The 12529-nt window shown below is 43.5% G+C and carries 11 protein-coding genes; 6 read left to right on the top strand and 5 right to left on the bottom strand.

Annotated elements, in window-relative coordinates; all coding sequences use genetic code 11:
- Nucleotides 1–31 precede the first annotated feature (31 nt).
- From EPX21_RS11725 to EPX21_RS11705, 5 genes are all read right to left on the bottom strand, one after another.
- On the bottom strand, nt 32–928 hold the full coding sequence (locus tag EPX21_RS11725) for a DUF72 domain-containing protein (protein WP_134089884.1): 897 nt from the start codon (nt 926–928) through the stop codon (nt 32–34).
- Nucleotides 929–999: 71 nt separating this feature from the next.
- A complete protein-coding gene (locus tag EPX21_RS11720) occupies nt 1000–1965 on the bottom strand; it encodes a M20/M25/M40 family metallo-hydrolase (protein ID WP_134089883.1) in 966 nt (321 codons plus the stop codon).
- A gap of 25 nt (nt 1966–1990) precedes the next feature.
- Complete coding sequence (recO, locus tag EPX21_RS11715; protein WP_134089882.1) at nt 1991–2713, bottom strand: DNA repair protein RecO; 723 nt, start codon at nt 2711–2713, stop codon at nt 1991–1993.
- Nucleotides 2703–3077 (bottom strand): diacylglycerol kinase family protein, encoded by a 375-nt coding sequence (locus EPX21_RS11710; RefSeq protein WP_134089881.1) that lies wholly within the window; start codon nt 3075–3077, stop codon nt 2703–2705. Before EPX21_RS11710 ends, recO begins: the two co-directional genes overlap by 11 nt.
- Nucleotides 3078–3079: 2 nt before the next feature.
- Nucleotides 3080–3316, bottom strand: a complete 237-nt coding sequence (locus EPX21_RS11705; protein WP_134089880.1) for a signal peptidase — start codon at nt 3314–3316, stop codon at nt 3080–3082.
- 172 nt (nt 3317–3488) lie between these two features.
- On the opposite strand from EPX21_RS11705, the gene ileS reads away from it, so the two are divergent.
- From ileS to EPX21_RS11675, 6 genes are all read left to right on the top strand, one after another.
- Nucleotides 3489–6902, top strand: a complete 3414-nt coding sequence (gene ileS, locus EPX21_RS11700) for an isoleucine--tRNA ligase (protein ID WP_134089879.1) — start codon at nt 3489–3491, stop codon at nt 6900–6902.
- A gap of 79 nt (nt 6903–6981) precedes the next feature.
- A complete protein-coding gene (locus EPX21_RS11695; protein ID WP_134089878.1) occupies nt 6982–7365 on the top strand; it encodes a TraR/DksA C4-type zinc finger protein in 384 nt (127 codons plus the stop codon).
- Nucleotides 7366–7448: 83 nt separating this feature from the next.
- The gene (locus tag EPX21_RS11690) at nt 7449–8099 is read left to right on the top strand and encodes a lipoprotein signal peptidase (protein WP_134089877.1); all 651 of its coding nucleotides are present in this window, start codon (nt 7449–7451) and stop codon (nt 8097–8099) included.
- A 149-nt stretch (nt 8100–8248) separates the two neighbouring features.
- The gene (locus EPX21_RS11685) at nt 8249–8953 is read left to right on the top strand and encodes an SIMPL domain-containing protein (protein WP_134089876.1); all 705 of its coding nucleotides are present in this window, start codon (nt 8249–8251) and stop codon (nt 8951–8953) included.
- A gap of 287 nt (nt 8954–9240) precedes the next feature.
- Complete coding sequence (gene acnA, locus EPX21_RS11680) at nt 9241–11967, top strand: aconitate hydratase AcnA (RefSeq protein ID WP_134089875.1); 2727 nt, start codon at nt 9241–9243, stop codon at nt 11965–11967.
- Between the two features lie 221 nt (nt 11968–12188).
- Nucleotides 12189–12374 (top strand): hypothetical protein, encoded by a 186-nt coding sequence (locus EPX21_RS11675; RefSeq protein WP_134089874.1) that lies wholly within the window; start codon nt 12189–12191, stop codon nt 12372–12374.
- Nucleotides 12375–12529 lie beyond the last annotated feature (155 nt).

Genomic DNA, 12529 nt, shown 5'->3' with positions numbered 1-12529 from the left:
GAAGGGGCAGCAAAAATCGTCCCTTCCTTCGTTAGAGCAATTTTCCCTGTCCGCCATCAGCCAAGCCCTTCGGAATGTTCAGATTAAGCCCCAAAACTTTATTCAATTTCTCAATAAAATAAGCAGAAAGAAGGGGTGATTCTTTCTCGATATTTTGATGTACAAAAAAGTACAAGGATTGCAGTCCTTCATCCCTCCATTGCTTTATTCTATTGACCCAGTCGTCTAAACGCTGGTAATCGCTTGTATGATTTGCCCCCACATAGCGTACAAAGGCTTCGGGAGAAGTTAGTCGCATATGCAGCATATCTCTACGTCCGGCTGTATCCACGATAACGTTGGCGACGCCATGTTCTTCCAATAAGGCTGTATACTGGTCAAAAATCGCTTTCTCTTCAAACCATACTTCATTTCTAACTTCTACTGCCAAGGGTATTCCTTTCGGAAAAGAAGCTAAATAAGCCGATAAACGATCGAAATTTGTCGGTTTAAAATTATCATGGAGCTGCAAAAAGACCATCCCCAACTTTTCCTCAAAAAAACTAACTGCGTCGCAAAAGGCCAAGGTAGCTTCATCGACGTTCAGCAAACGCCTATAATGGCTTATTTGAGCGGGAAGTTTCGGGAAAAACTTAAAATCGGCAGGCACCTTATTTTTCCATGTCAACACCTGCTGTTGATCCGGCGCATTATAAAAGGTCGCATTCAACTCAATCGCATTAAACTGCGTTGCATAATACGATAATTCATCTTTTGTTCCACGTGGATAAAAGCCTTTCAAGTCTTGTTTGTTCCACTTAGCACATCCAACACTCACGTCAAAAGTCTCTTTAGGCGCAGAAGTGTTAAGCATCCGGAGCGTTTCCGAATGGGTTTCTGGCAGTTTAAAATTTATTTTACCGGGGTCTTCAACCTGTCCAAATTTCATTGTTAATCGCTTTTCTTGTTATATTCTGCATTCGGCAATAGCCCTATATCGATTTGCAAATACTTGGTTTGTTACTTGACTTCCGTAAAGTTAAGCTTATTTTCTTTCATTGCTTTTAAAATAATTCGCATTTCCAAATCAACGATTGCCGCCTCTGCCTTCACATCCACCTTTTCGGCAGTGTCTGTGGGCATATGATAATCTGCATGTCCACCTGTGTGAAAGAAAAGAACCGGTATTCCCTTGGCGTAAAAGGATCCATGATCGGAGCCCCCGCTCCCACTTCTATCAGTAAAATATTGGATATCGCTGGTGATCCCTTCAAAAATTGTCGGCCAATTATCACTCGTACCGAAGCCGCCTATCCCCACGCCGCGAGAGGGGTCGTACCGACCGATCATATCCATATTCACCATAAAGCTCAGCTCGTTCAGCGGGATAACAGGGTGTTCCACGTAATGCTTAGAACCTAAAAGTCCCAGTTCCTCGCCAGAAAAAGCGATAAAAAGAATGTTATAGTTCTCTTGCAGGTCGTTCTGTGAAAAACATCTCGCCAACTCCAATAGTCCGGCCACGCCAGAGGCATTGTCGTCAGCGCCATGATGAATCTTGCCTTCCGGTGAAGGATCTTTAGAACCGCCTTGCCGCCCTAAACCTAAGTGATCATAATGGGCACCGACTACAACCGTGTGGGCCGCCTTGTTGTCCAGATAGGCGATCAAATTATAGGCTTTCCGCAAGCTATCCGGAACAGGCACCCTCACTACCTTCGCAATGAAAGGCTGTTTATAGCCCTTGCCTCCCATGGGAGTTAATCCATACGCTTTAAAATGACGTTCAATGTACTTGGCGGCCTTTTTCAGGCCCTTACTTCCCGTTCCTCTACCTGCTAAATTGGTAGCTGCGAGAAAATCGACATGCCTTCTGATGATGAGCGAATCCGGCTTGACATCACTGTCCTGTGCATGGCAGTAGCCAGCGACAAAAAGCAATACACCTGTTAAAAGACTTTTAAAGAAAGTTGGAATTGTAAACATGTTATTAGTTGATGATAGTATAAGCTCACGCTAAAACTTCTTCCAGTATCTCGAGCGATTTAATTTCGCCTAAACCGTCAATATGGAGTTGATAGAAGTCTATTAATTTTTGCAACAGTACTTTTCTGTCCTGATTCCCGATACGAGTTGCGCCGAGTGTCGTTAACCTGCTATTTAGCAAGGCATTCCATTGACTGGTATGCGGCTCGTGCAAAGCGAAGATATGACCCGGTGTAAAGGGAGTAAAAACGCCCTCTTTTAGATCAAAATAGGCTTGGCCGGCCAAACGCGAGGCCGGGTAGAAACCAAGGTACTTCGTAAGTTTCAATAGAAAAAATAAATGAAAATTCACAGGCGTCTCCTCCGAAGAGTCCAACCAACAAGTCGCGTTAAACAGATAGTCGAAAAGTTGCCCATCCGGCCCTTGCTGCCTCACACTCTTATATACCATTTCCGTTATGAACAAAGCCATCGAGCTTTTTATAATATCATACGGAATCCGCTGAAAAATTGGCAGCTGCCTAGCTTCTGCTATCCGATTTAGTCCAGCTGCGTTTTTTTGATAGACAATGAGATCCAACAAATGCAGCGGTTGCAGTATATTCTGATGAATTTTGGCTTTCGCTTTTTTCACGCCATTGATCAAGTAAGCCTGCATGCCAAACTTCTCTGTGAATACTTGCACTACTACACTCGTTTCTGCATAAGGAGTAGTTTTAAGGACGATTCCCCTGGTTTTATGTAACACGAGTCAAATGCTTTATTACTTGCGCAAGTTTAGGCAAAAAAATAATGAATCCGCAAATAATGGAAAATATAGCAAGCATTAAAACCCCTGCTGCTGCGGCGTCCTTCGCCTTTTTGGCCAAGTTATGCTTAGCGGGTGACGCCAGATCGGTTACCGCTTCGAGGGCCGTATTAAAAAGCTCTGCCGCCAGCACTAAAAAAATAGACAGCCCGATCCAAAGCCACTCAGCCGGATTGATACCCAATAGACCGCCTAAAATAGCCGCGCCTACCGCAAATGCCACTTGAATTCTAAAATTCCTTTCGGTTTTGAAAGAATCGCGAATGCCGTGGAAAGCAAATTTAAGCGCGCGTAAAAACATCATAATCAGTTTTCTTCTTTTTCAGATCGTTGCTGATCCCGGGATTCAAGGATACTTTGCCGTTCAATTTTCCTCATTAGGCTATACACAATGGTAACGAATCCGATTCCGAACACAATGACGCCTAGGGTTAACGTAAGCCCATAGAGACTACTGTCTATCCCCTTCAAATACATACCGAACATACACACCAAGACACCTATAACGGTAATGGCGATACCGCGTTTTAAATATTTATTCATAATATGATAACAGCAAAACTGTCAGCTAAAGATAATAAATTTTAGCTTTGTAGCCATCCGTCGGCATAAATTGAACTAAAATAAGGGAATAAGTACCGAAGGCGGAACACCGCTTTCACTTTTCGCCTTAATATCTTAACTTTGCAACCTTAATTTCTGGAATAATACACTGATGTACAAGGAATATAAACAGCTCGATTTACCCAATATAGGCAATAATATCCTGGCTAATTGGCAGGCAAAGAACGTGTTTGAGAAAAGCATTACCAGCAGGCCTTCTACGAAACCCTATACTTTTTATGAAGGGCCACCGTCAGCTAACGGAATGCCGGGCATACATCACGTCATGGCACGTACCATTAAAGACATCTTTTGCCGGTATAAAACCTTAAAAGGTTTTCAGGTGAAGCGGAAAGGTGGATGGGATACGCACGGACTTCCTATCGAGCTCGCTGTTGAAAAAACCTTGGGTATTACAAAGGAAGATATCGGAAAGAAAATATCTGTCGAAGAATATAATGATGCCTGCAAACGGGAAGTGATGCGTTACACCGATGTATGGAACGATCTTACCGAAAAAATGGGATATTGGGTTGACCTAAAGGCTCCCTACATCACCTATCAAAATGATTATATAGAAACCATTTGGTGGATACTTAAAGAGTTATATAAGAAGGATCTATTGTATAAGGGATATACCATCCAACCTTATTCGCCAGCAGCAGGAACAGGCCTAAGCTCCCACGAGCTAAACCAGCCCGGGACTTATAAGCCGGTTAAGGACACCACGATCGTCGCCGAATTCCGGATCGTTAAAGATCAGCTTCATCCCTTGATGCCTCAACTATTTGAAGAGGAAGGGGAAGATACGGCTATCATCGCCTGGACAACTACCCCGTGGACATTACCTGCTAACTGTGCACTTGTTGTGGGTAAGAACATTACTTATGTAAAGATAAGAACCTTTAATCCCTATACCTTCGAACCCATAAGTATTATATTGGCGAAAGATTTAGTCGGTAAATATTTTAAGCCGGACACTAAAGACCTTTCTTTCCAAGATTATAAGGAAGGCGATAAGTTAATCCCTTGGGAGCTTAAAGCTGAATTCAAAGGGGAAGATTTGCTTAATTTACGCTATGAGCAATTGTTGCCTTATGTTAGCAGCGAAGAATTGCAAAAGAATGCCTTCCGGGTAATACCCGGTGATTTTGTGACAACCGAAGACGGTACGGGTATTGTACACGCTGCGGCAACATTTGGTGCGGACGACTTCCGGGCTTGTCGCGAAAATGGCGTTCCCGGGGTTTTGGTGAAAGATGAGCATGGCAAAGACGTTCCTATTGTTGACAAACAAGGACGATTTGTAAAAGAAATTACCGACTTTGCCGGACGCTTTGTAAAAGAAGAATACTATAGCGATGAAGAGCGACAAGAACCGGGTTTCAAGGCAACCGATGTATTAATCGCTATTAAATTAAAAGAAGAAAACAAGGCTTTCGACGTTAAACGCTACGAACACAGCTACCCTCACTGTTGGCGCACGGATAAGCCGATTCTGTATTATCCTCTAGACAGTTGGTTTATTAAAACGACAGCAGTTAAAGAACGGCTGGTTGCACTTAATAAAACCATTAACTGGAAACCGGAAGCTACCGGTACCGGACGTTTCGGAAACTGGCTGGAAAACTTGGTTGATTGGAATCTCTCACGCTCGAGGTATTGGGGCACGCCCCTGCCTATCTGGCGTTCAGAAGACGAAAACGAAGAGCTTTGTATTGGCTCTGTTCCAGAACTGCGCGAACATATTACCTTTAGCTTAAGTACCGAGGTGTTAAGCGAAGAGGAAAATGCCAAGCTTCGTGATTATCTGGTGAAGCTCGACACCCAAAAGTTTGACCTTCACCGCCCCTATGTAGACGACATAGTTCTCGTTTCTCCAAATAACCAGAAATTGTTTAGAGAGCCCGACCTTATCGATGTGTGGTTCGACTCGGGGTCTATGCCCTATGCACAATGGGGACTGGATCATGAGAAGTTGGCCAAAGGAGAAAAGCTACCGTTTAAAGAAGGTTTCGATGGTGCTTTCCCAGCCGATTTTATTGCCGAAGGCGTGGATCAAACCCGCGGCTGGTTTTTTACCTTACACGCCATTGCCACCATGCTGTGCGATTCAGTAGCATTCAAAAACGTCGTTTCGAACGGCTTGGTGCTGGATAAAAATGGGAATAAGATGTCGAAGCGGCTTGGCAACGCCGTAGATCCTTTCGCCACCATTTCAAAATATAGTGCAGATGCCACCCGTTGGTATATGATCAGCAATGCCGCTCCTTGGGATAACCTCAAGTTCAATGAAGAAGGGCTGGATGAAGTACGACGCAAATTCTTCGGTACGCTATACAATACTTACGCTTTCTTCGCGCTCTACGCCAATATTGACGGCTTCGCCTATCAAGAAGCGGAAATCGCTTACCAAGATCGCCCGGAGATCGATCGGTGGATTATCTCGCTCCTCAATAGTTTAACGAAAGAGGTGGATGCCTTTTACCACGATTTCGAACCCACAAAGGCGGCGCGGGCGATTCAGAACTTCGTAGATGAACATCTCAGTAACTGGTATGTACGGCTATGTCGCCGCCGCTTCTGGAAAGGTGAGTATAGCCACGACAAGATCTCCGCATATCAAACGCTTTATACCTGTTTGGATACAATCGCTAAATTGATGTCTCCTATCGCTCCTTTTTTCAGCGATCAGTTGTTTTTAGACCTCAATCAGGCTACAAAAAAAGATCCGGCCGACTCTGTCCACCTTTCTTTCTATCCGGCCTATAACGAGTCGCTCGTGGATAAAGACCTGGAACAGCGGATGACATTAGCACAGGATATATCGTCGCTGACCCTATCCTTACGAAAAAAAGTCGGAATAAATGTTCGCCAGCCGCTAAACAAAATCTTACTTCCGGTGTTAGATGATACATTCAAGGAGAACGTGGAAAAAGTGAAGGATTTGATCTTGTCGGAGACGAATATTAAGGAAATAGAGTTTATCAAGGATACCTCCGGAATCATACGCAAAAAAATCAGGCCCAACTTTAAGGCATTAGGCCCAAAAGTTGGAAAAGATATGAAATTGGTGGCAGGAGCCATCCAAGCATTTGGAGAAACGGAAATCAACCAATTGGAAACATCGGGTTCTTATACCTTAACAGAGGCCCCCTATACCATTAGCTTAGAAGACGTAGAAATCATTGCTGAAGATGTGGCCGGATGGCAAGTAGCCAACTTAGACAAACTTACGGTGGCCTTAGATGTTCATATCACGCCGCAGCTCAAAAACGAAGGCCTGGCCCGCGAACTTGTAAACCGGATTCAGACACTCCGTAAGGAGCTTAAGTTTGAGGTGACCGACAAGATCGACGTTACCGTAAGCAACAGTTCCTTTATTGCTGATGCTATTAAAGATAATTTATCCTATATTAGCACAGAGATCCTAGCCAACTCGTTTAAAGTTGAAAACAACTTAACCAGTGGAGAACGTGTTGAAATAGAAGAAACTGAGCTAAATGTATTAATCGAAAAAGTGTAGTTTTAGAATCTATCACCAGTAGGAAATAAGGTCTTTTAAAACCTTTTCAGACTGAGATTCTTGTTAAAAAAATTAAAAAATGGAAAACACAGAAAAGACACGTTACAGCGATGCCGAACTACTTGAGTTTAAAGAAATTATCTTAGAAAAACTTCGTGTAGCAAAAGAAGAATTAGCTTCTTTAACTAAATCTTTAAGCAATCCGAACAGCAATGGTACAGACGATACCGCCGGTACCTTCAAGACCTTAGAAGATGGATCGGCAACGCTTGAGAAAGAGCAGATCAATCAGCTCGCTGCTCGCCAAAAGAAGTTTATAGACAATTTAGAGGCGGCGTTGGTTAGAATAGAAAACAAAACTTACGGCGTATGCAGGGAAACCGGCAAATTGATCCAAAAGGAACGTTTGCGTGCCGTTCCTCATACCACGTTAAGTATGGAAGCTAAATTGAAACAATATTAATAACAACTTTAGCCATTTCCCGCGGTAAAACCGCCTATTGTTGCCAATGGGAAATGGCTAATTGATTCTGTGCGAACGAAGTAATGAAAGGATATACGAGACCGCTTTCCCTCATATTAATTGTTTTATTTTTAGATCAAGTCATCAAATTCTGGGTCAAACTCCATATGACCTTAGGACAAGAATTTAAAATCATCGGCAATCGGGTACTGATTCACTTTACCGAAAACAACGGTATGGCCTTCGGTATGGAATTCGGAGGAGAAAGTGGCAAATTAGCGCTATCGATATTCCGCATTCTGGCAGTGATAGGTATCGGCTATGGTTTGATCTATATGATCAAACGTAAATACCACCGAGGACTCATCCTGTGCATCGCCCTAATATTTGCCGGAGCCGTAGGCAATATCATCGATTCTACCTTTTATGGAATGATATTCAGTGAAAGCACTTGGTACGAAAAAGCCATCTTATTTCCCCCTGGTGGCGGTTATAGCAGTGTATTTCATGGAAAAGTGGTCGATATGTTCTACTTTCCCCTATTGCAAGGCACCTTTCCTTCCTGGTTTCCGCTTTGGCCAAATGAAGAGTTTGTTTTTTTCAGACCGGTATTCAATCTGGCAGACTCAGCCATTTCCGTAGGCGTCGTCATTATACTCATCTTTCAAAAGCGCTACTTTAAAGAAGAAATTCAAGAACCGGCCAGCTACCATAGCGAGGTAATTGAAGAATAAAATTTCAAATTAACACCCCGATGTAGCATTTTCTTTCTTCTACTCGTTTTTATAGGAAACTTATGGTACAGGGATTGCATACACGATGTGACGCAAACGTGTAACAAGTATGCAAAACTCCGTCACCGAAAAAGAATAAATTGAATCAGATGAAAAAGATATTAACCGCCGTACTATTAGGAGTCATCGCGCTATCGGCTTCCGCACAAAATATAGACACCAGAAGAAAGATAGAAGTATACGGATCTGCCGAGCAAGAGATTACACCCGATATTATTTATGTTTCCATTTCTTTAAAAGAGTATATTAAGGACAACAAAAATAAAGTCACTATAGATGAGCTTGAAAAACAATTGGCTTCTGCCGTAAAGAACGCGGGAATTAAAGAAGAGGACTTTACCATAGAAAATATCGCTAGCTATAATTACATAGATCCGAAAAAGAAAAAAGATCCCGGCTTTTTGGCAAGCAAGCAATATAAAATAAAGGTAGCCGATTTGCAAGCCATCAACGGCATTCTGTCCAATGTAGACGAAAAGGGCATTCAGTCTACCAGAATTGCAAGTTACGATCACAGCCGGATGGCTGAAATAAGAAACGAACTCCGTATAAGAGCAGTTAAAAACGCACAGGAGAAGGCGATGGTACTTGTTGAGGCCTTAGGCGACACCTTAGGCAAGGCCTTGGAAATAAACGACAATAACACCGACGCTTCCAGTCCGCAGGCCATGTATTCGACGGTGGCGACCTTACGGGGAAAAAGCGCCGACTTTGCCACAGAGGAATCATTGGATATAGATTTTAAGAAAATAAAAGTCAACTATCAGTTTAGGGTAGTTTTTGAGATAAAATAACAAACACAGAACAACACCCCTTACAGCCAAGGTGCTTTTTATGCCAGCACCTTGGCTTTTTTTTGGGGTATCTGTTTATTTATTCAGCTTTTTATTCTCAGTAAATGAATGAGCTCCTTGCAATCGGCTCAAAAGGCTATCGAGAACCGTTCATGACGTTTTTATCTCTGTTGCTGACCTGCGGCCAGGTAGGAACGCTTTTATAAGTCATTTAAAATTCACGAATGCGATAAATAAAAACTTTTTTGACTAAATGAAGTATTATAAGAATACTAAACTAAACTAAAATGGACAAAAAAAGAGCTTCACTTAGTCAGTTACAAAAAGAAGGACATCCCATAGAGAAACTTCCTTTTTCCATCCGCATCTTATTAGAAAATGTTGTACGCAATCACGACGGATTCTCCGTTACAGATGAGCACTTAGATACACTTATTCATTGGGATCCGGCAGGCACCGACAAAGAGATTCCTTTTAAACCAGCAAGGGTGTTAATGCAAGATTTTACCGGCGTACCGGCTGTGGTTGACATTGCCTCTATCCGCGCGGAAGTCATCAGAAAGGGGAAAGATGGACAAAAAATCAATCCAGCGATCCCGGTTGATCTCGTAATCGATCACTCTGTGCAAGTAGACTATTTCGGCACTGATTATGCTTACGAAAAAAATGTCGATCTGGAGTACGAGCGAAACGCCGAGCGTTATCAATTGCTAAAATGGGCCCAAAAAGGCTTAAATAATTTTACCGTGGTTCCGCCCGGCATGGGCATCTGTCACCAGGTAAATCTGGAGTATCTGGCAAAAGGTGTTATTGACAGAGAGGGCTGGCATTTTCCCGACACATTAGTAGGCACCGACTCCCATACACCCATGGTCAATGGAATCGGTGTTTTGGGATGGGGTGTCGGAGGCATCGAGGCAGAGGCTGCTATGTTAGGACAACCGATATATTTCACCTGCCCCCAAGTTATTGGCCTGAAACTCACTGGAAAAATACCCGAAGGATGTACGGCAACCGACATGGTTCTTGCCATCACCAAATTACTCAGGGATTACGGTGTCGTCGGAAAATTCGTAGAGGTCTTTGGTGATGGACTGGACAATTTAACGGTAACTGATCGGGCTACCATCTCTAATATGTCGCCCGAGTTTGGCTGTACAGTAACCTATTTTCCAATTGACGACCAGACGCTGGATTATATGCGCCGTACCAGTCGATCGGAAGAACATATTCACCTCGTAGAAACGTATTGTAAAGAGAATCTGTTATGGCGCACCGGTGATGAGTCTATTAATTACACAGAAATACTTCATCTCGACCTCGGGTCGCTGGAGCCTACGGTTGCGGGTCCGAAACGGCCACAAGACAAGATTCTGATCAAAGATCTCTACCATAAGTTCGGCGAGCTCTTGGAACAGGAATACAGTCGTACCTACGTACCTTATAACAATAGAGCGGTCAATACCTGGTTATCAGAGGGCGGTTCGAGAACGCAGTTCACTACCAAAACTCCACAACAAGCCTCTTCAGAAGCCGCGGTGGAAAGTAACGAGCTGAAAACGGTCCGTATTGTCAAAAATAACGAAGAATATGAACTGAGCGACGGCTCCATTGTAATTGCGGCTATAACAAGCTGTACGAACACTTCTAACCCCGCGGTGATGCTCGGCGCCGGTTTAGTTGCGAAAAAGGCGGTATCCCGTGGATTACGCACCAAGCCCTGGGTCAAAACAAGCTTAGCCCCTGGGTCTAAAGTCGTCACGGCATATTTAGAACGTGCGGGTTTACTGGCCGACTTAGAAGCGCTACGGTTCCATCACGTGGGCTATGGATGTACCTCATGCATTGGTAATAGTGGCCCTTTACCGCCACACATAGCCGAAGCAGTAGACGACGCCGAACTGGTGGTTGCTTCCATTTTAAGCGGTAATAGAAACTTCGAAGCGCGTGTACATCCGCAGGTAAAAATGAACTTCCTCGCCTCCCCTATGCTTGTCGTCGTATATGCGCTCATCGGAAGAATCGACGTCGATATTTTCAATGATCCGATCGACACCGATCCGAATGGAGAGCCCGTATATTTAAAAGATATATGGCCCACCCAGGACGAAATTAACGAGGCTATTCAATCCGCCCTCAAACAAGAAGATTTCAAGAAAGTATATGACGTTATCTTTGATGGCAACGAGCAATGGCAAAATCTAACGGCACCTACCGGTAGCGACTATCAATGGGATGAAAACTCGACCTACATTCAGGAAGCGCCATTCTTTAAAGACATCAGCAGCGAGCCTATGCCGCTTGAAGATATCAATGACGCGCGTGTACTATTGTACTTGGGCGACTCGATCACCACCGACCATATCTCTCCCGCAGGCTCCTTTAAGTCGGATACCGCGGCTGGACAATACTTAAAAAGTAAAGGTGTGGAAGTTAAAGACTTCAATTCTTATGGTTCCAGGCGTGGTAATCATGAGGTGATGATGAGAGGAACCTTTGCTAACGTTCGTATCAGGAACAAAATCGCTGATAAAGAAGGCGGTTATACTACCTATTTTCCAACTGGGGAAACGCTTAATATCTACGACGCTGCTGCGGGCTATCGCAACGACCATACGCCACTCATTATCCTCGCGGGTAAGGAGTATGGAAGCGGATCATCGAGAGATTGGGCTGCAAAAGGCACCAACTTACTAGGTGTGAAAGCGGTAATCGCCGAAAGTTTCGAGCGCATACACAGGAGTAATTTAGTAGGCATGGGCATAGCTCCCTTGGAATTCCTCGAAGGTGAAAACGCTGAAACGCTCGGGCTGACCGGCAAAGAGACATTCAGCATCACGGGTTTAGCGAACGACTTGAGCCCCCATAAAACTTTGGAGGTAAAAGCAACAGGCGAGCAGGGAAATACCACCACCTTTAAAGTGAAAGCTAGATTCGACTCCGCAATAGAAATTGCCTATTACAAAAACGGCGGGATACTCCACTACGTATTGCGCGAGTTCCTTAAAAAGTAGCAAGGCCAAAAAACATTTCGGAGGGAATCAACCGACAACACGTATGATTTATCGAGAAAAAATGTATAAAAGCTAGATGAACTTCACATTATATAAACAAATTGGGTTTAAATTTCGGTTTTTATATATTTTTTCTTATATTTATTTTTTAACGATCAATGAACACCTAAAAATCACGCAACGTGTTTTTGTTTTATTTTGAATTAAGGAGGGATCAGGAAATGAAGAAGTTATTTTTTATATTAATAGCAGCGATTTATTCAAACTTAGCCATAGCTAATCAAGTTGGACACGGTGAAGAGTACAGTGCACCTAAAGCTGTGGCATATCTAATTTTAGGCGTAGCTTTGGTCACGATTATTGCGGCAGTGCTATACAAGCGCCCAAAACGCAAGTTTAACGAATAGGCAGAGGCCGTCTCCTATCTTTGTCGAAGATAATAGGCGACGGCCCTTTTTATATGAGAGGCGTGCATTTATATATAGAAGCCCGTCTTAATCTGGCAACACGCTGACTCCTCCATTACCTACTCTCTATTCACTATTGCCTACTGACCTCCGGC

The organism is Olivibacter sp. XZL3 (genome assembly GCF_004368405.1).
GTDB lineage: Bacteria > Bacteroidota > Bacteroidia > Sphingobacteriales > Sphingobacteriaceae > Olivibacter.
Note: the sequence above shows the minus strand (reverse complement) of the source record. Positions and strands in the feature narration are given on the sequence as shown.

Bases quoted from the DNA above. Each gene is read 5' to 3' on its own strand.
- EPX21_RS11725 (WP_134089884.1), bottom strand. From the start codon at position 928: ATGAAATTTGGACAGGTTGAAGACCCCGGTAAAATAAATTTTAAACTG.
- EPX21_RS11720 (WP_134089883.1), bottom strand. From the start codon at position 1,965: ATGTTTACAATTCCAACTTTCTTTAAAAGTCTTTTAACAGGTGTATTG.
- EPX21_RS11710 (WP_134089881.1), bottom strand. From the start codon at position 3,077: ATGATGTTTTTACGCGCGCTTAAATTTGCTTTCCACGGCATTCGCGAT.
- EPX21_RS11705 (WP_134089880.1), bottom strand. From the start codon at position 3,316: ATGAATAAATATTTAAAACGCGGTATCGCCATTACCGTTATAGGTGTC.
- ileS (WP_134089879.1), top strand. From the start codon at position 3,489: ATGTACAAGGAATATAAACAGCTCGATTTACCCAATATAGGCAATAAT.
- EPX21_RS11695 (WP_134089878.1), top strand. From the start codon at position 6,982: ATGGAAAACACAGAAAAGACACGTTACAGCGATGCCGAACTACTTGAG.
- EPX21_RS11690 (WP_134089877.1), top strand. From the start codon at position 7,449: ATGAAAGGATATACGAGACCGCTTTCCCTCATATTAATTGTTTTATTT.
- EPX21_RS11685 (WP_134089876.1), top strand. From the start codon at position 8,249: ATGAAAAAGATATTAACCGCCGTACTATTAGGAGTCATCGCGCTATCG.
- acnA (WP_134089875.1), top strand. From the start codon at position 9,241: ATGGACAAAAAAAGAGCTTCACTTAGTCAGTTACAAAAAGAAGGACAT.
- EPX21_RS11675 (WP_134089874.1), top strand. From the start codon at position 12,189: ATGAAGAAGTTATTTTTTATATTAATAGCAGCGATTTATTCAAACTTA.